Below are 21,920 nucleotides of genomic sequence, written 5' to 3'. Positions count from 1 at the left end.
GAGCCCTATGTCCGAATCGCGCACGTTTCCCGTGTTCTTGTGCTACAGAACCTCTGCCGGGGGTTTGTGTTTTCCTGAGAAAAGCGGTTTCCTTTCGGCGTACTGCATTTTCGATGAAAGGAAAACCGGTGGCACAGAAGGTTCAGGTCCTTCTTGTTGACGACCTCGACGGTGGCGAGGCGGACGAGACCGTCACGTTCGCGCTGGACGGCAAGACCTACGAGATCGACCTCACGAACGCGAATGCGGACAAGCTCCGTGGGCTGCTCGACCCGTACACCAAGAGTGGCCGTCGCACCGGTGGTCGCGCGGCCGGTGGCCGTGGCAAGGGCCGCGCCGCCGCGGGTGGGAACAAGGACACCGCGGAAATTCGCAAGTGGGCCAAGGAGAACGGCTACAGCGTCAACGATCGCGGTCGCGTTCCGGCCGAGATCCGCGAAGCCTACGAGAAGGCCAACGGCTGAGATTTCGGACCCGTCGTTTCTCCACGAAGCAATCGGGCCCGGTGGCACTCAGCCGCCGCCGTGTCCACGAGCCGAACGAGATCGGGGACATCCCCACCCCTGTCCCCGCCTCCGGCGCTGCCTCCGGGGCCGTGTCCGAAATGGGTGAGAGCCGGCAGTGTCGGTTCCACCTCGCGTCCCGGCTCGGGGGGCCGCAGCCATACGGCGGCCCCCTGCTCCGCCCCCGGACGCCCGCCCGGCGCCCCGCCTCGCGGCGGAATCCCCGTCGGCCCCCGGGGTCCCCGAGGCCCGCTCGGCGGCCCTCCTGGTGGTTCCGGAGCGGTCATCCGGCCGTCGGCGCCCACAGCGGTCAGATCGAGCGCGATCCCGCCCCACTCCAGCCAGTCGAGCAGCCCCGGCAGTTCGTCCGCGCCGCCCGCGGCCATCAGCAGCCGCATCCGGCCCGCCACGAGTGCCACCGGCCCGGTCCCGGCCGCGCCGATCCGGCGGAGCACCGCGGCACCCGCGTCGGCTGGCAGCTCCAGGACGTCGAAGCGGAGCCCGGTCAGCAGCGCGACGGGAGGCCCGGCCTCCGTGGCCCAGCCCAGCTCGTGCTCGTACCAGAAGGCGGTGCCGCCTTCGACCGGCAGCGGCGCGCGGGGGAGCGGAACGGGGAGGGCCATGCGCGGACCAACTCCCCACCGCGGCCTTGGGTTACGCGGTGTCGTCGCGTACTCACTGTCGGTGTTCGCCGTGGGGGCGTGCGGAGGCATTCGGGAGTGCGAGGGTGTTCGCCCGTAGCGGAGGGAACCGGGGTGCGCCGCATGGAGTGTCAGTGCTTACGGGTAAGACATTCCTAGTGGGGAGGGGCGACACGCGGTTCCGGACGTCTCACGTTCGCCATCGGCGTACCGATAGCGGGGGTATCTGTCTGGCCTGCGGGAACATCGTCTCGCACCATCAGGTTGGAGCAGATGTCGGCTCTTCGTGAGGAAAGTTCGCCGTCGAGGCGGGGTGATCGCGGCGGATGTCGGCAGTTGGAATGAGCGGTCCCCGCTTGCGGGACTAAGCTGCGGAAGGACAGGGAGGGGACCGACCCCTTTACTGCCTGACCGCTCTGAGGAGCGATTAACGATGTTCGAGAGGTTCACCGACCGTGCGCGGCGGGTTGTCGTCCTGGCTCAGGAAGAAGCCCGGATGCTCAACCACAACTACATCGGCACCGAGCACATCCTCCTGGGCCTGATCCACGAGGGTGAGGGTGTCGCCGCTAAGGCCCTGGAGAGCCTCGGGATTTCGCTCGAGGCGGTCCGCCAGCAGGTGGAGGAGATCATCGGGCAGGGCCAGCAGGCTCCGTCCGGCCACATCCCCTTCACACCCCGTGCCAAGAAGGTCCTGGAGCTGTCGCTCCGCGAGGCCCTTCAGCTCGGCCACAACTACATCGGCACCGAGCACATCCTGCTCGGCCTGATCCGCGAGGGCGAGGGCGTCGCCGCCCAGGTCCTCGTGAAGCTGGGCGCCGATCTCAACCGGGTGCGGCAGCAGGTCATCCAGCTGCTCTCCGGTTACCAGGGCAAGGAGGCCGCCACCGCCGGCGGCCCGGCCGAGGGCACGCCCTCGACCTCCCTCGTCCTGGACCAGTTCGGCAGGAATCTCACCCAGGCCGCCCGTGAGTCCAAGCTCGACCCCGTCATCGGGCGCGAGAAGGAGATCGAGCGGGTCATGCAGGTGCTGTCCCGCCGTACGAAGAACAACCCGGTCCTCATCGGCGAGCCCGGCGTCGGCAAGACGGCGGTCGTCGAGGGACTGGCGCAGGCCATCGTCAAGGGCGAGGTGCCCGAGACCCTGAAGGACAAGCACCTCTACACCCTGGACCTCGGCGCCCTGGTCGCGGGCTCCCGCTACCGAGGTGACTTCGAGGAGCGCCTGAAGAAGGTCCTCAAGGAGATCCGCACCCGCGGCGACATCATCCTGTTCATCGACGAGCTCCACACCCTCGTGGGTGCGGGCGCCGCCGAGGGCGCGATCGACGCGGCTTCGATCCTGAAGCCCATGCTCGCCCGTGGAGAGCTCCAGACCATCGGCGCCACGACGCTCGACGAGTACCGCAAGCACCTGGAGAAGGACGCCGCGCTGGAGCGCCGCTTCCAGCCGATTCAGGTGGCCGAGCCGTCGCTGCCGCACACCATCGAGATCCTCAAGGGCCTGCGGGACCGTTACGAGGCGCACCACCGCGTGTCCATCACGGACTCCGCGCTGGTGGCAGCCGCGACGCTCGCCGACCGCTACATCTCGGACCGCTTCCTGCCGGACAAGGCGATCGACCTGATCGACGAGGCCGGCTCACGGATGCGCATCCGCCGGATGACCGCTCCGCCGGACCTCCGCGAGTTCGACGAGAAGATCGCGAACGTCCGCCGCGACAAGGAGTCGGCCATCGACTCCCAGGACTTCGAGAAGGCAGCTTCGCTCCGCGACAAGGAGAAGCAGCTGCTGGCGGCGAAGACCAAGCGGGAGAAGGAGTGGAAGGCCGGCGACATGGACGTCGTCGCCGAGGTGGACGAGGAGCTGATCGCCGAGGTTCTGGCGACCGCCACGGGCATCCCGGTCTTCAAGCTCACCGAGGAGGAGTCCTCGCGGCTGCTCCGCATGGAGGACGAGCTCCACAAGCGCGTCATCGGCCAGAAGGACGCCATCAAGGCGCTCTCCCAGGCGATCCGGCGTACGCGGGCGGGTCTGAAGGACCCCAAGCGTCCCGGTGGCTCGTTCATCTTCGCCGGCCCCTCCGGAGTCGGTAAGACGGAGCTGTCCAAGACGCTCGCCGAATTCCTCTTCGGCGACGAGGACGCGCTGATCTCCCTCGACATGTCGGAGTTCAGCGAGAAGCACACGGTTTCGCGTCTCTTCGGCTCTCCCCCCGGTTACGTGGGGTACGAAGAGGGCGGCCAGCTCACCGAGAAGGTGCGCCGGAAGCCGTTCTCCGTCGTCCTGTTCGACGAGGTCGAGAAGGCCCACCCCGATATCTTCAATTCCCTGCTGCAGATCCTGGAGGACGGTCGGCTGACCGACTCCCAGGGCCGGGTCGTGGACTTCAAGAACACGGTCATCATCATGACGACCAACCTCGGGACCAGGGACATCTCCAAGGGGTTCAACCTGGGCTTCGCCGCCCAGGGCGACACCAAGTCCAACTACGAGCGGATGAAGAACAAGGTCAACGAAGAGCTCAAGCAGCACTTCCGGCCCGAGTTCCTCAACCGTGTGGACGACACGGTTGTCTTCCACCAGCTCACCGAGGAAGACATCATCCAGATCGTCGACCTCATGGTGGACAAGGTGGACGAGCGCCTGAAGGACCGGGACATGGGCCTTGAGCTCAGCCCGAACGCCAAGGCGCTGCTCGCCAAGAAGGGTTACGACCCCGTTCTGGGCGCCCGGCCGCTGCGCCGGACGATCCAGCGCGAGATCGAGGACATCCTCTCCGAGAAGATCCTCTTCGGTGAGCTGCGCCCCGGTCACATCGTGGTCGTGGACACCGAGGGCGAGGGCGACGAGAAGAAGTTCAGCTTCCGTGGCGAGGAGAAGTCGGCGCTGCCCGACGTTCCGCCGATCGAGCAGGCGGCGGGCGGCGGCGCCGGTCCGAACCTGACGAAGGAAGCGTGAGCCGAGGCTGAGCCGAGCCCCGGCCTGAGCCCAGCCAGCAGGGGTGGCCCGAGACTGTAGACGGTCTCGGGCCACCCCTTTGTCGTGCCCGGTGAGGCCCGTGCGGGGCGCCGCGCCGTGACAAGCCGCACACCCCTTTCCGCGCCTACGACACGGAATAGTGGTGAAGCGGGGGATTCCGGCGGGACCTTCGGAAAGGTCCGCCTCAGGACCTTGGTCCCGAGGCCTCGGGAGGGGGCGCGGCCCGGCCGCCCACCGGGTGTGCGCCGCCCTGACGTGGGGAGAAACGGTATCCAATGCGAACATTTCGACCCGCGATGGGGAGATGTTTCAGCTCGTCAAGGGGTCGAGTTGCCGGTGTGACGGCTACGACGTGATGTCGTAGATGGGCGGTTTGGGGTGTGATGGGCGGTCGGGTTACCAAGGGATGGCAAGACACCCGGTGCCTGAGTACCGGGTCCATTGATGCCCGGAGGTTTCTCAATGTCGCAGCGCACCACGCCCCGCCAGTCCACGCTCCGTACCCGTGCCGCCGTGCTGGCCGCCGGACTCGGAGTGACGACGGCTCTCGGAGCGGGGGTCGCGTTCGCCGCGAACAGCAGCGGCGACGCCGGCACGACCCAGGCGTCGGCCGCCGCGGCCGTCGACAAGCAGGCAGTCAAGTCGGAGAAGGCGGGCTCCGCCAAGGCCGCCGACACGGCGAAGGACAAGAAGGCCAAGAGTGGTCCCACCTGGTCCAAGCCGGTCTCCAAGTACGCCCTGAGCGCCACCTACGGCACCGGCGGCGGCATGTGGGCCAGCAAGCACTCGGGTCAGGACTTCGCCGTCAACGTCGGCACGAACGTGAAGGCCGTGCACGCGGGCACCGTCGTGAAGGCCGGACCCAATGGCGCCGGTGACGGCCCCGCGTACGGCAACGCGATAGTCGTCAAGCACGGCACCGGCCAGAGCGCGAAGTACTCGCAGTACGCGCACCTGTCCAAGGTGAAGGTGCACGTCGGCCAGAAGGTCGACAAGGACCAGAGCATCGCGCTCTCCGGCAACACCGGCAATTCGAGCGGTCCGCACCTGCACTTCGAGATCCGTACGACCCCGAACTACGGCTCCGCGATCAACCCGGTGTCGTTCCTGCGCTCCGCCGGCATCACTCTGTGACGCCCTGAGCCCGCACGATCAGATCGGTGGCGACCTCAAGGATGGCTTCTTGCTTCTCCTCGGGGTCGCCTTCGACGTCTCTGAGCGCGAACATGCCGGCGTGCATCGCGAAGATCGCGGTGAAGCAGCGCACGCGGTCGGTCATGGTGCCCTCCGGCTGCTTGAGCAGCTCCAGCAGCCGCAGCATGCGGCTCTTGAAGGTCTCGCCGACGCTCAGGTCGCGCATCGTCGCCTGATTCTCCTGCATGAAGCGGAACAGGGGCGCGGCGGCGGCGAGCGCGTCGCGATCATGGGCGCGCTGTTCACCAGCAAGGTGCGGGAGGAGATGGCGGCACGTGGCCGTGACGCGGTGACGCGGCAGTCCGCGCAGCTCGACGCGGCGAGTCTGGCCAAGCTGCCGGACGCGGCGCGGGAGGCTTACCAGGTCGCGGTGGCCTCCGGTACGCACGTGGCCTTCCTGCTCGCCGGTTCGGTCGCGGTGATCGGCTTCCTGGCGGCGTTCTTCGTCAAGGAGGTCCCGCTGCGGGGCGCAGGCCCGGAGAAGGCCGGTGCGGCGGGGGACAAGGGTGTGGCTCCGCCGGACGGGACAAGGTCCCGCAGTCCGCTTAGCACATCAGCGCCAGGGGCTGTGGACGGCGGGGAGCCGTTGTCGGTGGGGCGTGCCAGCATCGAAGACGTGAACAGTACGCAAGCAGGTCAGCCACCGCAGGTGCCCCTCACGCACCTGCGTCAGCTGCGTCTCGCCAAGGACGCCATGGACCGCGACTGGGCCGGCCCCCTCGACCTGGACGCGGTCGCCGCGCACGCCGGGTATTCGCGCTACCACTTCGTGCGCGCCTTCAAGGCGGTGTACGGGCAGACGCCCGGCCGCTATCTGTCCCACCGGCGCATAGAGCGCGCCGAGGACCTGCTGCGCTCGGCGAACGTCACGGTCACCGAGATCTGCACGCTCGTCGGCTTCAGCAGCCTCGGTACGTTCTCGAAGCGCTTCAAGCAGCAGACCGGCCTCACTCCCAGTGCGTACCGCGCCGAGCACGCGGGCCGCGGAGCCGCGCTCATACCAGGGTGCTACGTACTGCTGTGGGCGGGCGGACTCCCGTCGAAGGAGCGGTCGGCGGAGAGGTCCGCGGAGAGGTCCGCGGACCTCTCCGCCGAGGTACGCCGATCCCGGGACGAGTCCTCCCCGGACGGCGATCTCCAGGACCGCAATTCTGGAGAAGCCGGCTGAGTCGCGCGCTGCCTATCGTGGCAGGACAGGCACGGCACACACCTTCCCGAGGAGCGCGTCATGATCAAGGGTCTCGTCATCTCCACCGTCTGGGTTCTCGACCAGGACCGGGCCAAGGAGTTCTACGTCGACAAGCTCGGCCTGGAGGTCCGCATGGACATGACGCTGGGTGAAGGAGGGATGCGCTGGCTGACGGTCGGGGCCAAGGATCAGCCCGACGTGGTGCTGACCCTGATGACGCCGGGCGGGGGTTCGATGGACGAGGAGTCCACCGAGGCGCTCAAGAAGCTCATCGCCAAAGGAGTGATCGGCCCCGGGGTGCTGGCCACCGACGACATCCACGGGGACTACGAGAGGCTGAAGGCCAAGGGAGTGGAGTTCCTCCAGCCGCCGGAGGAGCGCCCCTACGGCACGGAAGCGCTGTTCCGCGACGACTCGGGGAACTGGTTCTCCTTCACCCAGGCCAGGAAGGAGGGCGACCTCGACCTGGACAAGGACTGGGCCTGCTGAGCGAGCTCCGCGGCGACGCGGCCGTCAGTCCGGCAGGGTGATCATCGGGAAGCTGCCGGTCGCCGTCGGGGCGTGCTCGGGGAGCCAGAGGACCGCGACCGCGCCGCCCGTCTCGTCCGGGCCGGGCGTCAGGCCCTCCGGCGTCGCGTTGCGGAAGGTCAGCCGAGCCCCGAGGACGCGCGCCTGACCGGCGGCGATGGTCAGGCCGAGGCCATGGCCGTGCCCCGCCCGGTCGCTCGCGCCCGTACGGAACCGGCTCGGCCCGTCGCGCAGCAGCGCGTCGGAGAAGCCGGGACCGTGGTCGCGTACGCGCACCACCCGGCCCTCGACGATCACCTCCACCGGGGTGCCGCCGTGCTTGGCGGCGTTGGCCAGGAGGTTGCCCAGGATGCGCTCCAGCCGGCGCGGATCGGTGCTCACCCAGGACTCGTGCGCGACGGTGACCCGCACGTCCGGATCGAGCAGCGCCACCCGCCGGCTGACGAACTCGCCGAGCGCCACCTCCTGGAGTTCGGCGCGTTCGGAGGCGCTGTCCAGCCTGGCGACTTCGAGTACGTCCTCCACCAGCGTCCGCAGGGCCTGCGCGCGGTCGCGCACCAGCTCGGTGGGGCGGCCGGGCGGCAGCAGCTCGGCCGCCGTCAGCAGGCCCGTCACCGGCGTACGCAGCTCGTGCGCGATGTCGGCGGTGACCCGGCGCTCCGCCTCGATGCGTTCGTTCAGCGCGTCCGTGAGGGCGTCGACCGCGCGGGCCAGCTCGTCGGTCTCGTCCCGTACGACTCCGCCGACCGCCTCCCGTACGCGTACGTCCGTATTGCCCTGCGCGACCTTGCCCGCGGCGGCGGCCGCCTTGCGCAGCCGCCGTGAGAGCTGCCCGCCGATCAGCACACCCAGCGCACAGCCGCCGACGACGACACAGACCGAGCCGATCAGCAGGGCCCGGTCGAGATCCTTCATGATCGTCGCGGAGCGGTCGGCGAACTTGCTGCTCAGGGAGAGCACCCCGCTCTCCACCGGTACGGCCGCCCAGACATCGGGCGTCCCGTCCGCCGCGTCCCGCACGAACGTCGCGCGCCTGCCCTGCTGCACCTTCTTCCGCAGGTCGTCGGGGAGCGCGGGGTCGTTCAGCTTCGTACCGAACTTCAGCTCATGGGTCGAGTCGTACATCCGCTGCGCGAACAGCAGCCGCTCCAGCTGCACCTCACGCGCGTTGTCCAGCATCGAGACCTGGGCGGCGTTGTGCACGACAAGGCTCAGCGCCATCGCGGTGAGGGCGCCGACGCCCGCGATCGCGATGCTGATCTTCCACCGGACGCCGGTGCGCAGGGCGAACCGTTTCATGCCTTGAGCTTGTAGCCGAAGCCGCGGACCGTCTCGATCCGGTCCTGTCCGATCTTGGTGCGCAGCCGCTGCACATGGACGTCCACCACTCGCGTGTCACCGCCCCAGCCGTAGTCCCAGACGCGTTCGAGCAGCTTGTCACGGGACAGGACGGTGCCGGGCGCGGCCGAGAACTCGATCAGCAGCCGCATCTCGGTCGGCGTCAGCGCCACCGGCTCACCGCCTTTGCGTACCTCCATGCCCTCCTTGTCGATCTCCAGATCGCCGAAGGACAGCGCGCCCTGCTCGTCCGCCCGCTCGTGCCCGCCCAGCTCCCCGGCGGGCCCGCCGGCGTGCCCGAAGCGGCGCAGCACGGCGCGGATCCGGGCGACCAGCACCGCGCCGTCGAAGGGCTTGGTCACGTAGTCGTCGGCCCCCGCCTCCAGGCCGAGCACCACATCGATCGAGTCGGCGCGCGCCGACAGCATGATCACGGGCACGGTCGACTCGTCCCTGATACGGCGGCACAGACTGACACCGTCGAGACCCGGCACCATCACGTCGAGCAGCGCGATGTCCGGCCGGTCGGCCCGGAACGCGTCCAGACCGGACAGGCCGTCGGGCATCGCCGTCACCACGAAGCCGTCGCGCTCCAGCGCGAGTTGGGTGGCCTCGCGGATCACGTCGTCGTCCTCCACGAACAGGACATGGGTCTCCACCATGAGGCAGCTCTCAGCTCTCTCAGTTCCCGATCGTCGCGGACGGCGCGGGGGCGTCCGCGGGGCCGTTGCCGACCGCTCCGCTGTAGTTGTTGCGCACCCGGTAACGCTCGGCGAATCTCGTGTCGGCCCAGCTGTAGGTCACGACGTCCTCGCCGGACGGAAAGGACACGGGGTCGCCCTTCGCGTACACCTGGCGGGTCACCACCAGCTCACCGCGGTCGATCGTGGCGTACACGGCGGGTTCCTCGGCGACGAAGACGCTCTCGTACCGCCGCTGGTCGGACTCGCGGTAGACATACGATCCCAGACCCACCGCGTCGTCGCACGTCATCACGTTGATCACCACGTCCGGCTCGGTGCCGCCGGTCAGATTCCCGTACGAGGTGTCCACCGGGTAGGCGTCCTTGGCGCACGGCTTGAGGTCGGCCTTCACCTGCACGCTCACCTTCGGGTCCTCCCGGAGCAGGGCCACCGGGTCGATGTCCGCGGCGGGCAGGGCCGACGCCTCGGAGGTCGGCGGCGCCACGGGATCGACGGTGGCGACGGCGGCGGCGCCCTCGTCCCTGGTGCCGGTCGCGCCGGTGGAACCGATCGCGAACAGACCGAACCCGACGAGCGCCGTCAGCGCCACGGCGCCGGTGCAGGTCGTCGCGGTCAGTGTCCGGCGGCGCGCCGTGCTCGGGGCAGGCGTGCTGTCCGTGTCGCGCTTCAGGCCGCGCACCGCTCCTGCCCCCGTCCGTCGCGACGATATCCGGCCCGCTCCACAGCGTGGGCGACCGGCGTGCGGCGCTGCTCCGGCAGTCGGTTCCCCGGCTTCCGGCGCTCCGTGTCGCGGCGCTCCAGCTCCCGGGCCTCCAGCTCCTCACGGAGTTTGGCCAGCGCCCGGTGCAGCGTGCTCTTCACCGTACCGGTAGACATCCCGAGCGCCGCCGCCGTCTCCTCCGTGCTCATCTGCTCCCAGTGCCGCAGGACGACGACGCTGCGCTGCTTCGGCGCCAGGACCCCGAGGATGTCGATGAGCAGGGCGCGCTGGGCGCGCTGCTCGGAGCCGTCCTCGACGCACGGCTCGGGCAGCTGCTCGGTGGGCACCTCTTCGAGCTTGCGCGCCCGCCACCACTCCGTACGGGTGTTGATCATGACGCGGCGCAGATAGGCGTCGGCGAGCGACTTGTCGGCGATGCCGTCCCAGCGGCCGTAGGTACGGGCCAGGGCGGTCTGGAGCAGGTCCTGCGCGTCGACGGGATCGGGGACCAGCCGCCGTGCGCTGCGCAGCAGGGCCTCCTGCCGGGTGCGTACGTACTCCTCGAATTCGAGCACCTCGCCGTGCGCCATGCCAACCGCCTCCCACCCCGTGAACTGCACCGTGTACCGCGTTGCCGCCGCCCTTGGGCGGTGCCTTACGTCCCAGAAGTTACGGAGGCGTTGTCACGGGGCCGTGCGCACCAGCCCTCGGCGGGCGCACGGACGTCCATCGGTTGTGTAACGGCGGGGATGGAACGGACGAACGGCCGGCCCGGAAGGGCCGGCCGCGGCGGAGCGGGTGGTGTGGGCGGTGCGAGGTCGGGTGATACGGGGTCGGTGGTACGGGGTCGGGGGGACGGGGTCGGGCGCGGGCGCGGGCGGTGCGGTGCGGTGCGGTCAGCTCAGCGGCAGCCGGTACAGGTCGTCGGCCATCGGCTCGACCAGCCCGTCGGCCACCAGCCCGTCCAGCGCCCTGGCCCGCTGCACAGGCTCCTCCCACACGGCGTCGAGCACCGCGAGCGGCACCGGCGCCACCGCCTCGCGCAGCACGGCGAGCAGCTTGCCGCGGACCTGGCGGTCCGTGCCCGCGTACGTCTGGCCACGCCGGGCCGGCCCCTGGTGCGCCGGTTTGCCGGCCAGCCGCCAGGCGCACTGGGACGCGATCGGGCAGCGCGCGCAGTCCTCGTTCTTCGAGGTGCACACGAGCGCGCCGAGTTCCATGGAGGCGGCGGCCCAGCGGGCCGCCGTCGGCTCCTCCACGGGCAGCAGCGCGCGAGCCAGCTTGCGTTCGGCGGCCGTCGTCGCGTTCGGCGGGTACTGGATGCCGGCGGCGGCGCGTGCGAAGACGCGCCGCACGTTCGTGTCGAGGACGGCGTGCCGTTGTCCGTACGCGAACGAGGCCACGGCGGCGGCCGTGTACTCGCCGATCCCGGGCAGCGCGAGCAACTGACCGTGCTCGCGCGGTACGTCGCCGCCGAACCGCTCCGTTATCGCCAGGGCCGCCCCGTGCAGGCGCAGCGCTCGGCGCGGATAGCCGAGTCTGCCCCAGGCGCGTACCGCTTCGCCGGGCGCCTCGGCGGCCAGGTCGGCGGGGCGCGGCCAGCGCGCGAGCCACTGTTCGTACACCGGGAGCACCCGGGCGACCGGGGTCTGCTGGAGCATGAACTCGCTGACCATCACACCCCAGGCGCCCGTGTCGGGGCGGCGCCAGGGCAGGTCGCGGGCGTGCGCGTCGAACCACGCGATGACGGGGTCGTGGAGGGCGGCCGGGTCGGTGGCCGGCGCCGTAGTCGCAGAAGTGGCAGTCATGGCAGCACCGATCCTGGCACGTTCCGGGGTGGGGGTGGTGCAGCCGGCCGCTGTACGCCGGGCGTTACCGGGGGGTGACGGGGGCGTGAAGGGGGCGCGTTGGCGGTGGTTCGCGACGGGTCGGTCAGCCGGGCGGGCGGCCGGTCGTCAGCCGTCGGCCGCCCCGCCGTGCGGGAGCCGGGTGCGCTCAGGAGCGCGCGCTGTGCCGGCCCCGCTGCCGGCGGAGCCGACGTGAGCCCGCGCCCGGCCCGTGCTCCGGTCCCTGGCCCGGCCCGTGCTCCGACTCCCAGCCAGGTCCCGAGCCGTGGCCCGAGCCGTGCCCCGACACCGCTCCGGTGGTGGGTCCGGCGGCCGGTCCCGGTCCCGCGAACCAGACCACCACGCCCGTACGGCTCGTCCGCATCGTCTCGATCAGCGCCCGCGCGGGTCGCGTCAACGCCAGGACGACGAGCGTGGCCACCAGCCCGCCGAGCAGCAGCCCCACCGCCACGTCGTGCGGGTAGTGCACGCCGACGAAGACCCGCGAGAAGGCCGCGAAGAGCGCCAGCGGGAGCGTGAGGATCGCGATCCTCCGCCAGGCGATGGCGAGGGCGATCGCCGCGGCCCCGGCGATGGTCGAGTGGTTGCTGGGGAACGACCAGTCGCCGACCGGCGGACAGGCCGCCAGTGACACCGCGGCCCCGGCGACCGCGCGGCACGGCCGCTCCTCCTGTACGGCGCTCTTGAACAACTCGCTGGCCACGTAGGCGGCGGCGGTCGCCAGCGGCCCAACTACCGCCACGGCCATGGCCCGTGAGTCCGCGGACCGGGTGCGCCACCAGCTGACGAGGAACAGAACTCCGAAGATCAGGATCACGGCCTCCGTCCCTATCTCGACGAAGTGCCCTACCCAGGAAGGCGAGTCCTGGGCGAGATCGGTAATGTCGCGGTAAAGACCGCTGGTGATGGAGGGATCCATGGTCACGGACGGTACCTTCCTCGTTGCGGCTCACGCATCTCACCATCGGCGGCCGAACCCCTGACGAAAGTGGCAAGTGGGGTCACACGGGCGGCCGTCGCATGATGATGATCCGTAAAACTTGCGAGACGAGCGGCATGTGGGGCGGGAGTTGGCCCCGAACTCTCGTAGAGTTTGCGTCGTGGGATCTATGCGCAATCCGGTCGGGCCGCTTCCCTCCTCCATCTACTGGCGACGGAGGGCGGTGGCGGCGACTCTGATCGCGCTGCTCGCGTTGCTCGTCGTGTGGGTCGTCACATCCGGTGGTGACAGCGGCGGAAAGAAGCGTGACGACGGCGCCAACGGGGAATCTCCCGCGCCCTCGATCACACCGGGACCCTCCGGATCCGGCCCCGCGATCAGCGAACAGCCGGGCGGACGCGACGATACGGGCGAAACCGGCGGCAGCGGCGGCGGCGACCAGGGCGGTACGGACGCCGGCACGGGCGGCGGCGGCGACACCGGCGGCGGAGGTACGGGTGGTTCCGCGGGCACCGGCGGCGCGGCGAGCGGCGGCAGCGGCACCGGCGGCGCGAGCGGTGGCACCACCGGCGAGCAGGTACCGGTCGGATCGAGCCTCGCCGACTGCACCGCGAGCGCGCTGACCCTGAAGCTGGAGAGCCGGAAGGTCGCCTACGCGCCGGGCGAGAAGCCCACGTTCAAGATCGTCGCCACCAACGGGTCGGCCAAGGACTGCAAGGCGGACCTCGGGCCGAAGTCCGTGGTGCTGACCGTCACCGACGCCGGGAGCGACGAGATCTGGTCCTCCAAGGACTGCCCCACGGTCGGCCGCCTGCTGCTGAAGGTGCCCGCGGGCGGGACCGTCACCCGGACCGTCGTCTGGGACCTCACGCAGAGCGCCCCGCAGTGCGCCACACCGCCGCCCGGGAAGGCCAAGCCGGGCACCTACCTGGTGGAGGCGGCGGCGCAGGGCGCGACCGTGAAGCAGGGCCAGACGTCGATCCGCCTGGACAAGGACTGAGACAGCGGCTTACGTACGAAGGAGGGCCGCACCACCGCGACAACGGTGGTGCGGCCCTCCTTCGTACGTACTGGGCCCCGCCCCGTACGTCAGACGTACCGCTCCAGGATCGACGACTCCGCCAGCCGCGACAGCCCCTCACGCACGCTGCGCGCCCGCGCCTCGCCGACCCCGTCCACCGTCTGGAGGTCGTCGACGCTCGCCGCCAGCAGCTTCTGGAGTCCGCCGAAGTGCTCGACCAGCCGCTCGATGATCGCCCCCGGCAGCCGCGGCACCTTGGCCAGCAGCCGGTAACCACGCGGCGACACCGCGGAGTCCAGCGTCTCGGGCGAGCCGCTGTAGCCCAACGCGCGGGCCACGACGGGCAGTTCCAGCAGCTCGGTGTGGGAGAGCGCGTCCAGCTCGGTCATCGCCTCGGCGACCGTACGGGACCGCTTCGCCGTCGGCTCGGGCACATAGTCCCGTACGACCAGCTCGCGCTCGGGTTCGACGCCCGCGATCAACTCGTCGAGCTGGAGGGAGAGAAGCCGCCCGTCGGTGCCCAACTCGACCACGTACTCGGCGATTTCCGTGGCGATCCGGCGCACCATCTCCAGGCGCTGCGAGACCGCCGTCACGTCCCGGACGGTCACCAGATCCTCGATCTCCAGCGCGGAGAGCGTGCCGGCGACCTCGTCCAGCCGGAGCTTGTAGCGCTCCAGCGTCGCCAGGGCCTGGTTGGCGCGCGACAGGATCGCCGCCGACTCCTCCAGGACCCGGCGCTCCCCGTCCACGTACAGCGCGATCAGCCGCATCGACTGCGACACGGAGATGACCGGGAACCCGCACTGTTTGGACACCCGGTCCGCCGTGCGGTGGCGGGTGCCGGTCTCCTCGGTCGGGATGGAGGCGTCGGGCACGAGCTGGACACCGGCCCGCAGAATCTTGGTGATGTCTTTGTCGAGAATGAGTGCGCCGTCGAGCTTGCACAGCTCGCGGAGCCGCGTCGCGGTGAACTCCACGTCCAGCACGAAGCCGCCCGTGCACATCGTTTCGACGGTCTTGTCCATACCCAGGACGATGAGACCGCCGGTGTTCCCCCGGAGGATCCGCTCCAGGCCGTCACGCAGCGCCATACCGGGCGCCACGGCGCTCAGTGAGGCGCGCATCAGCGCTTCGGTGCCGGATCCACCGGAGCCACCACCGGACTTTCCGGGTGCTGCTGCCCGGTCGTTGGCTGCCACTGCACTCCTCCGGCTCGTACGGATGGGCGAGACCAGGGCAAAGTCTACCGGCGGTCCTCGCCGTCCCGTGGGGCCTGGGCGCGACCCCGGCGCGGAAGCACGCTCAGAGCGGCCCCCATGTCGGCGACTTCCGTGACCTTCATACCGGCCGGGATCTTCCCCGGGTCGGTCGGGACGAGGGCGTGCGTGAAGCCCAGACGGTACGCCTCGGCCAGTCTGCGCTGGACCCCGGTGACCCGTCTGACCTCGCCCGCGAGGCCCACCTCGCCGATCGCGACAAGATTCGTCGGCAGCGGGGTGTCGCTCGCCGCCGAGGCCAGGGCCAGGGCGATCGCCAGGTCCGCGGCCGGCTCCGAGAGCTTCACGCCGCCGACCGTCGCGCTGTAGATGTCGCGCTTGCCCAGCGCGCTGATCCGGCCGCGCTGTTCGAGCACGGCCAGCATCATCGAGACGCGGGAGGTCTCCAGGCCGGACGTGGTGCGCCGGGGGGACGGGATCTGCGAGTCGACCGTCAGCGCCTGCACCTCGGCGACCAGCGGGCGGCGGCCTTCGAGCGTGACGGTGAGACAGGTGCCGGGGACCGGCTTGTCCCGGCGGGTGAGGAAGAGGCCGGAGGGGTCGGCGAGACCGGTGATGCCCTCGTCGTGCAGCTCGAAGCAGCCGACCTCGTCCGTCGTGCCGTACCTGTTCTTGACGCCCCGCACGAGCCGCAGCCGCGCATGCCGGTCGCCCTCGAAGGACAGCACGACGTCCACCAGGTGCTCCAGCAGCCGGGGGCCCGCGATCGCGCCGTCCTTGGTGACATGGCCGACCAGCAGCGTGGACATGCCCCGCTCCTTCGAGGTGCGGATGAGCGCGCCGGCGACCTCCCGGACCTGGGCCATACCGCCGGGCGCGCCGTCGATCTCCGGCGACGCCACCGTCTGGACGGAGTCCAGGATCAGCAGCGACGGCTTGACCGCGTCGAGATGTCCGAGGACGGCGGACAGGTCCGTCTCGGCCGCGAGATAGAGGTTGTCGTCGATGGCCTTGATGCGGTCCGCGCGCAGCCGCACCTGGCTCGCCGACTCCTCGCCCGTCACATAGAGCGTGCGGTGCTCGGAGCTGGCCGCCTTCGCCGCGACGTCCAGGAGCAGCGTGGACTTGCCGACGCCCGGCTCACCGGCCACCAGCACGACCGCTCCCGGCACCAGACCGCCGCCGAGGACGCGGTCCAGCTCGTCCACGCCCGTCGAGCGGGCCGTCGCCGTCCGGCCGTCGATCTGGCCGATCGGGAGGGCCGGGGTGCTGACCCGGCCGACCGCCGTCGTCCGCACGGCGGGCGCGCCGTACTCCTCGACCGTGCCCCAGGCCTGGCACTCGGGGCAGCGGCCGAGCCACTTGACGGTCGTCCAACCGCACTCGGTGCAGCGGTAGGAGGGCCGGTCCTTGGCGGATTTCGTACGGGCGACAGCCATGGCGCCACCGTATAGGCGACCACTGACAGTCCTTACCGCGGTGGCCACTTCGCGGGCGGTGGCCGAGGTACGGGCAGAGCGGTCGTTTCACCCGTAATGATTAAAAGTAGGCAAGCGTGGGGAGAGTCGTGCGCTCCCCTGTCTACCGTCGCCGGGTGACGAGCAGCAGACTGGAGCCCCCCACATACACCACCGGCGCACACCGTGCGCCCCGTCGCGCGCCCCGATCGGAGACGCGCCGGCCGCCCGAGCGGTACGAGCCCTATCTGGACGGGCTGTTCACGTACTGCCTCTCCGTGCTGTGCGACCACGACGCGGCCACCGAGGTGTTGGGCGAAGTCCTGGCCATCTCCGAGCGCCAGTACGGGCGTTGCCCGGCGGGCGCGGGCAAGCGCGGGGCCTGGCTGTACGCGCTCGCCCGGTGGGCCTGTCTGCGGCGGCTCGGCGAGCGGCGGGGGAGCCGCCCGGGGGCGCACACGGGCCGTCGCGAGCCGGGCGGGGGCCTCGGAGCCGACACGAGGGCCGATGTACCGACGGCGGTCGCCGAGCGCCGTCGGCGTGAACTCGCCGCGCTGGCCTGGCCCGAAGCCGCCGGTACGACCCCCGAGCAGCGCGAAGCCCTCGAACTGGCCGCACGCCACCGGCTCGGCGCGGACGACGTCGCCGCCGTCCTGTCCATGGAGCCGCTGCCGGCCCGCGAACTGCTCAACTCCGCCGCCTGCGAGGTCGAACGCACCAGGGCCGCGCTCGCCGTCGTGGAGACGGGCAACTGCCCCGCCGTCGCCCAGCTCACCGGCGACGACCAGGTGCTGCTCTCGGCCGCGCTCCGCCGCGAGCTGGTCCGGCACGTGGACGACTGCCCGCGCTGCCGCCGCGCCGCCGAGCGCGCCGAGGCGGCGGGCCCCTGGCCCGGCTCGGCCGCCTCCGCACGCGCCGCCCGGCGCACGTCGTCCGGCACGCCCTCCTGGGCCGCGTCGACCGCCGTCCTGCCGCTCGTGGCGGCCCCCCGGGCAGCGGCGTACGCCGCCATGGCGAACACCCCGCGCGCCCGTGCCACCACCCCGCGCTTCGGCCGCGACGGCTTCCCCACGGACCCGAAGGACCGCGCCGCCCGCCGGGACCGGCTGCGCGCGAGGGCCGTCACCACCACCGTCGTGGCGACCGTCGTCGCCGCGCCCGTGCTCGCCCTCTGGGCCGCGTACCGGGGCGCGCCGCCGACCGGCGAGGGCCACGGCGGGACGTCGGTCAGCGCCGGTCACGCCGAGCGGCGCGGAACGCAGGGGGGCGATCCGAACGACACGTACGAGAACGCGGGCAACGCCAAGAACAGGCCCTTCGACCCCTTCGCCCCCGGCAGCCATGACCCGGACGTCTCCGTCGAGGTCGTCAGCGACGGTACGGACACCCCGTCCGGCACGCCCGGAACGGGCACGGGGCGCCTCTTGGTCACAGCGGAGTCGACCGGCGACCGGACGAGGATCACGCTCACCGCGACCGGCGGCGAGCCCGTCTCGTGGTCGGCCTGGACCAGCGCGTCGTGGCTGCGGCTGAGCCGGGCGTCCGGCACGCTCGCCCCCGGCAGGTCCGTCACCGTCCACGTCCACGTGGACCACTCGCGCGAGCCGTCCGGCCCGTGGCGCGCCCGTATCGGGCTGACCCCGTCGGGCTCGGTGGTCGCGATCAGCGGTTACGGGTCCCGGCCGCCGCCCTCGTCGCATCCGGGCGATCCCGGCCGGCCCACGCACCCGACGCGCCCGCCGTCCTCACCGCCGCCGGGCACCGGCGGCCCCGGGCCGAGCGACCCGACCGATCCCACCGATCCGACCGGCCCGCCGCCCGGCACGGGCGAGCCGACGGATCCCGGTACCGGTGGACCGAGTGACCCGCCGCCCTCGTCCGGTGACCCGACCGATCCGGGCGGCTCGGGGACGCCGCCCACGACGCCGTGAGTGCTGTCAGTGTCCTGAGGGGGCGGGCCGCCGCCCGCCGTCAGGACGCGGGCGCCGGGGCGGGGTCCGCCGGGTGCGGAGCGACGAGCGGCAGCGCGCTCGACAGCCGTACCTCGCACAGCTCGGCCAGCGCCTCGTATCCCGCCTTGCCCATCAGCTCGGTCAGCTCGGGCGCGTACGTCCGGTACACCGGCTCGCCCGCGCCGTGCGCCGACGTCGCCGACGTGCACCACCAGTGCAGGTCGTGCCCGCCGGGGCCCCAGCCCCGCCGGTCGTACTCCCCGATCGTCACCTGGAGCACCCGCGACTCGTCGGGCCGGTCGATCCAGTCGTACGTACGCCGGACCGGCAGCTGCCAGCAGACGTCGGGCTTCGTCTCCAGCGGCTCGCGGTCCTCCCGCAGCGCCAGGATGTGCAGCGAGCAGCCCGCGCCACCGGCGAAGCCGGGCCGGTTCTGGAAGATGCAGGAGCCGTCCCAGCGGCGCGTCTTGCGGGCGCCGTCGTCGTCCGTCTCCGTCCAGCCGCCGTCCGCCCCCACGTCGTGGAACTGCCACAGCTCCGGCGTGAGGCGTTTCACGTGCCCGGCGACGCGCTTCTCGTCGTCCTTGTCGGAGAAGTGCGCCCCCAGCGTGCAGCAGCCGTCGTCGGCGCGCCCCGCCTCGATGCCCTGGCAGCCGCTGCCGAAGACGCAGGTCCACCGCGAGGTGAGCCAGGTCAGATCGCAGCGGAAGACCTGTTCGTCGTCCGCCGGATCAGGGAATTCGACCCAGGACCGGGCGAAGTCGAGCCCCTTCTCGTCGGGCGGACCCTGCTCGTGCTGCTTCTTGGCGCGCCTGGCTTTGCCCGGCTTCGCCTTGTTCGTCTTTGGCACGGCTCCAGCGTATGCGTGTCGTCGCAGTAGCGTTCGCGCATGAGACTCGGAGTCCTCGACGTCGGTTCGAACACCGTCCACCTGCTGGCGGTCGACGCCCACCGTGGGGCGCGCCCGCTGCCCGCCCATTCGCACAAGACCGAGCTGAGACTCGCCGAACTGCTCGACGCGGACGGCGCGATCGGCCCCGACGGCGTCGAGCGGCTGGTGGCGACCATCGCCGAGGCGCTTCAGGCCGCCGAGGACAAGGGCTGCGAGGCGGTGCTGTCGTTCGCCACGTCCGCCGTGCGCGAGGCGACCAACGCCGACCAGGTGCTCGCCCGGGTCAAACAGGAGACGGACGTCGACCTCCAGGTCCTCAGCGGCGACGAGGAGGCCCGGCTGACCTTCCTCGCCGCCCGCCGCTGGTTCGGCTGGTCGGCCGGGAAGCTGCTGGTCCTGGACATCGGCGGCGGTTCGCTGGAGATCGCGTACGGCATCGACGAGGAACCGGACGCCGTGGTGTCCCTGCCTCTGGGCGCCGGCCGTCTCACGGCTGGCTGGCTGACCGGGGACCCGCCCGATCCGCAGGCCGTACGGGCGCTGCGCCGCCACGTGCGGGCCCAGATCGCCCGTAACGTCGGCGAGTTCACCCGCTTCGGCGAGCCGGACCATGTCGTGGCCACCTCGAAGACCTTCCGGCAGCTGGCGCGGATCGCCGGGGCGGCCCGCTCGGCCGAGGGGCTGTACGTACAGCGGGACCTGAGCCGTAAATCGCTGGAGGAGTGGGTCCCCAGGCTGGCGACGATGACCGCCGCGCGGCGGGCCGGGCTGCCCGGCGTCTCCGAGGGGCGGGCGTCCCAGTTGCTGGCCGGCGCGCTGGTCGCGGAGGCGGCGATGGATCTGTTCGGCGTCGAGGAGCTGGAGATCTGTCCGTGGGCGCTGCGCGAGGGCGTGATCCTGCGGCGGCTGGACCAGCTGCCCACGACGGAGGTCTGACTGCCCACGAGGCAGGTCTGATGCGCGCCTCCTCAAGGAGGGCCGGTGGGTGATCCCTCCCAAGGAGGGCGAGAGGGCGGGCCGTGGGAGGGCGGGCCGTCACAGGCGGCCGTGACAGGCGCCTCGGCCCGTTGCCCTCGTCACTTTCCGCTGCGCTGCCCGCGATGCCGCCTGCCCGTGCCCGTACGCTGTCTCCGTGGCAGAACCAGTGGTGCGCATCCCGGATGCGAAGGTCGCCCTGTCGACGGCCTCCGTCTATCCGGAGTCCACGGCGACGGCCTTCGAGATCGCCGGGCGCCTGGGGTACGACGGCGTGGAGGTCATGGTCTGGACGGATCCCGTCAGCCAGGACATCGAGGCCCTGCGCCGCCTTTCCGACTACCACCACGTGCCGATCCTCGCGATCCACGCGCCATGTCTGCTGATCACCCAGCGTGTCTGGTCGACGGACCCGTGGACCAAGCTCCAGCGGGCGCGGTCCGCCGCCGAGCGGCTGGGCGCCTCCACCGTCGTCGTACACCCGCCGTTCCGCTGGCAGCGTCAGTACGCCCGTGACTTCGTCTCCGGTCTCTGGCGGATGGCCGACGAGACGGATGTGCGCTTCGCCGTAGAGAACATGTACCCGTGGCGCTACCGGGACCGTGAAGTGCTCGCGTACGCCCCCGACTGGGACGTGACGAAGGACGACTACCGCCACTTCACCGTCGACCTGTCGCACACAGCCACCGCCCGCTCGGACGCGATGGCCATGGTCGACCGGATGGGCGACCGGCTGGGACACATCCATCTCGCCGACGGCAACGGCTCGGCCAAGGACGAGCACCTGGTGCCGGGACGCGGCAACCAGCCCTGCGCCGAACTGCTCGAACGGCTGGCCGGCAGCTCCTTCGACGGGCATGTCGTCATCGAGGTCAACACACGGCGCGCGATGTCCTCGGCCGAACGCGAGGCCGATCTGGCGGAGGCGCTGGCCTTCACGCGGCTGCATCTGGCGTCGGTGGGCTCGGCCGCGGGATCCGCGGCGGGACCGCCGTCCGGGTCCTCGTCCGGCTCGCACCCGGGTCCGTCGTCGGAACCGCCGTCCGGCCCGTCGCCGGCGGAGACGCGGGCGCCGCAGCCGCGGCTGTCCCGCGGCCGGCCCCGGATCCGCCGCCCATGACCGGTACGGCCCCGCGCCGCCGTGGCCGTCCCGCACGCTCGGACGCGGAGACCGGCCCCGGCGCCCGCGAGCGGATCCTGGACGCGGCCCGTGCGGAGTTCGCCGAGCGCGGTTACGACAAGACCTCCGTGCGCGGTATCGCGAAGGCGGCCGGCGTGGACCCGGCCCTCGTGCATCACTACTTCGGTACGAAGGACGAGGTCTTCGACGCGGCCATCGAGCTGTCCTTCGAACCGGCGCTGGCCGTCCCCGCCCTGCTGAGCGGCGGCAAGGAGGTCATCGGCGAGCGGCTCGCGCGCTATTTCATCAGCGTGTGGGAGAACCCGGTGTCCCGGGCCCCGCTGCTCGCGATCGTCCGTTCCGCCATGACGAACGAGGCCGCGGCGGCCCTGCTGCGCAAGTTCGTGCTGCGGCGGCTGCTGGAGCGGATCGCGGTCGAACTGGACGTACCGGAGCCCACCTTCCGCGCCGAGCTGGCCGCCTCGCACATGATCGGGATCGCGTTCCTGCGGTACGTGATCAAGGCGGAGCCCCTGGCCTCCGTGGACACGGAGGAGATCGTCAAGCTCGTCGCGCCGACGCTCCAGCGGTACCTGACCGAAGCGTGACCGAAGCATGAGCGTGGTCTGCGCGTGGTCCGGCCCGTACCGGACCGAGTCCGACCGAAAGCTGAACGGTCGTCCCGCATTCCGGACCGACTGTCCAGATCTTGGAGC

General features: G+C 71.3%; 19 protein-coding genes and 2 pseudogenes. 10 read left to right on the top strand and 11 right to left on the bottom strand.

The genetic code is table 11. From position 1 onward, the window contains the following. Positions 1-128: 128 nt before the first annotated feature. On the top strand, positions 129-464 hold the full coding sequence (locus OG700_RS16175) for an Lsr2 family protein (RefSeq protein ID WP_023539576.1): 336 nt from the start codon (positions 129-131) through the stop codon (positions 462-464). Here the strand turns inward: OG700_RS16175 and OG700_RS16170 are convergent. Beyond that, positions 443-1,126 (bottom strand): SCO3374 family protein, encoded by a 684-nt coding sequence (locus tag OG700_RS16170; protein WP_405614105.1) that lies wholly within the window; start codon positions 1,124-1,126, stop codon positions 443-445. The two genes, OG700_RS16175 and OG700_RS16170, sit on opposite strands and share 22 nt — an antisense overlap. 451 nt (positions 1,127-1,577) lie before the next feature. On the opposite strand from OG700_RS16170, the gene OG700_RS16165 reads away from it, so the two are divergent. Beyond that, complete coding sequence (locus OG700_RS16165; RefSeq protein WP_383641072.1) at positions 1,578-4,106, top strand: ATP-dependent Clp protease ATP-binding subunit; 2,529 nt, start codon at positions 1,578-1,580, stop codon at positions 4,104-4,106. Between the two features lie 483 nt (positions 4,107-4,589). Next, on the top strand, positions 4,590-5,261 hold the full coding sequence (locus OG700_RS16160) for a M23 family metallopeptidase (protein WP_405614103.1): 672 nt from the start codon (positions 4,590-4,592) through the stop codon (positions 5,259-5,261). Here the strand turns inward: OG700_RS16160 and OG700_RS16155 are convergent. Continuing rightward, positions 5,251-5,544: pseudogene (locus tag OG700_RS16155) on the bottom strand (TetR family transcriptional regulator); the annotation flags it as partial. The gene OG700_RS16160 and the pseudogene OG700_RS16155 sit on opposite strands and share 11 nt — an antisense overlap. Before the next feature lie 471 nt (positions 5,545-6,015). Here OG700_RS16155 and OG700_RS16150 point away from each other — a divergent pair. Then, the gene (locus tag OG700_RS16150; protein ID WP_405621743.1) at positions 6,016-6,489 is read left to right on the top strand and encodes a helix-turn-helix transcriptional regulator; all 474 of its coding nucleotides are present in this window, start codon (positions 6,016-6,018) and stop codon (positions 6,487-6,489) included. Positions 6,490-6,549: 60 nt separating this feature from the next. Continuing rightward, positions 6,550-6,999, top strand: coding sequence for a VOC family protein (locus tag OG700_RS16145; protein WP_405614101.1), 450 nt, complete (start codon positions 6,550-6,552; stop codon positions 6,997-6,999). Positions 7,000-7,023: 24 nt separating this feature from the next. Here the strand turns inward: OG700_RS16145 and cseC are convergent, their stop codons facing one another. The 6 genes and pseudogenes from cseC to OG700_RS16115 form a co-directional block, all read right to left on the bottom strand. Then, the gene (gene cseC / locus OG700_RS16140; protein WP_405614099.1) at positions 7,024-8,337 is read right to left on the bottom strand and encodes a two-component system sensor histidine kinase CseC; all 1,314 of its coding nucleotides are present in this window, start codon (positions 8,335-8,337) and stop codon (positions 7,024-7,026) included. Beyond that, positions 8,334-9,038, bottom strand: a complete 705-nt coding sequence (cseB, locus tag OG700_RS16135) for a two-component system response regulator CseB (protein WP_405614097.1) — start codon at positions 9,036-9,038, stop codon at positions 8,334-8,336. Before cseB ends, cseC begins: the two co-directional genes overlap by 4 nt. 19 nt (positions 9,039-9,057) lie before the next feature. Beyond that, positions 9,058-9,759, bottom strand: a complete 702-nt coding sequence (locus tag OG700_RS16130; RefSeq protein ID WP_405614091.1) for a hypothetical protein — start codon at positions 9,757-9,759, stop codon at positions 9,058-9,060. Continuing rightward, positions 9,747-10,370, bottom strand: a complete 624-nt coding sequence (locus OG700_RS16125; protein WP_405614089.1) for a SigE family RNA polymerase sigma factor — start codon at positions 10,368-10,370, stop codon at positions 9,747-9,749. The genes OG700_RS16130 and OG700_RS16125 overlap by 13 nt, the downstream gene beginning before the upstream one ends. 306 nt (positions 10,371-10,676) lie before the next feature. Then, entirely contained in the window at positions 10,677-11,588 is a 912-nt protein-coding gene (locus OG700_RS16120) for an A/G-specific adenine glycosylase (protein ID WP_405614087.1), read from the bottom strand. Positions 11,589-11,940: 352 nt separating this feature from the next. Then, a pseudogene (locus OG700_RS16115) lies at positions 11,941-12,546 on the bottom strand (phosphatase PAP2 family protein); the annotation flags it as partial. Positions 12,547-12,790: 244 nt separating this feature from the next. Here OG700_RS16115 and OG700_RS16110 point away from each other — a divergent pair. Further along, on the top strand, positions 12,791-13,567 hold the full coding sequence (locus OG700_RS16110) for a hypothetical protein (protein WP_405614085.1): 777 nt from the start codon (positions 12,791-12,793) through the stop codon (positions 13,565-13,567). An 89-nt stretch (positions 13,568-13,656) separates the two neighbouring features. Here OG700_RS16110 and disA read toward each other — a convergent pair whose 3' ends face one another. After that, positions 13,657-14,790 (bottom strand): DNA integrity scanning diadenylate cyclase DisA, encoded by a 1,134-nt coding sequence (gene disA / locus OG700_RS16105; protein ID WP_078075735.1) that lies wholly within the window; start codon positions 14,788-14,790, stop codon positions 13,657-13,659. Between the two features lie 44 nt (positions 14,791-14,834). Then, positions 14,835-16,247: a DNA repair protein RadA gene (radA, locus tag OG700_RS16100; RefSeq protein ID WP_405614082.1), complete on the bottom strand. Its 1,413-nt coding sequence runs from the start codon at positions 16,245-16,247 to the stop codon at positions 14,835-14,837. A gap of 155 nt (positions 16,248-16,402) precedes the next feature. Between radA and OG700_RS16095 the strand changes: the two genes are divergently transcribed. Then, positions 16,403-18,196 carry a BACON domain-containing protein gene (locus tag OG700_RS16095; RefSeq protein ID WP_405614080.1) on the top strand — a complete coding sequence of 598 codons (1,794 nt, stop codon included), beginning with the start codon at positions 16,403-16,405 and terminating at the stop codon, positions 18,194-18,196. Positions 18,197-18,236: 40 nt separating this feature from the next. Here the strand turns inward: OG700_RS16095 and OG700_RS16090 are convergent, their stop codons facing one another. Then, positions 18,237-19,067 carry a hypothetical protein gene (locus tag OG700_RS16090; RefSeq protein WP_405614078.1) on the bottom strand — a complete coding sequence of 277 codons (831 nt, stop codon included), beginning with the start codon at positions 19,065-19,067 and terminating at the stop codon, positions 18,237-18,239. A 39-nt stretch (positions 19,068-19,106) separates the two neighbouring features. Between OG700_RS16090 and OG700_RS16085 the strand changes: the two genes are divergently transcribed. The 3 genes from OG700_RS16085 to OG700_RS16075 all read left to right on the top strand — a co-directional run bounded on the left by OG700_RS16085 (position 19,107) and on the right by OG700_RS16075 (position 21,812). Continuing rightward, on the top strand, positions 19,107-20,045 hold the full coding sequence (locus OG700_RS16085) for a Ppx/GppA family phosphatase (RefSeq protein ID WP_405614076.1): 939 nt from the start codon (positions 19,107-19,109) through the stop codon (positions 20,043-20,045). Positions 20,046-20,241: 196 nt separating this feature from the next. Continuing rightward, a complete protein-coding gene (locus tag OG700_RS16080) occupies positions 20,242-21,204 on the top strand; it encodes a sugar phosphate isomerase/epimerase family protein (RefSeq protein WP_405614074.1) in 963 nt (320 codons plus the stop codon). Next, positions 21,201-21,812, top strand: coding sequence for a TetR family transcriptional regulator (locus OG700_RS16075; protein ID WP_405614072.1), 612 nt, complete (start codon positions 21,201-21,203; stop codon positions 21,810-21,812). Before OG700_RS16080 ends, OG700_RS16075 begins: the two co-directional genes overlap by 4 nt. The last annotated feature ends 108 nt before the right edge of the window (positions 21,813-21,920 follow it).

It is taken from the genome of Streptomyces sp. NBC_01508 (assembly GCF_045040315.1).
Classification (GTDB): Bacteria; Actinomycetota; Actinomycetes; order Streptomycetales; family Streptomycetaceae; genus Streptomyces.
The sequence above is the reverse complement of the archived record's forward strand: the minus strand, read 5'-3'. Positions and strand labels throughout refer to the sequence as shown.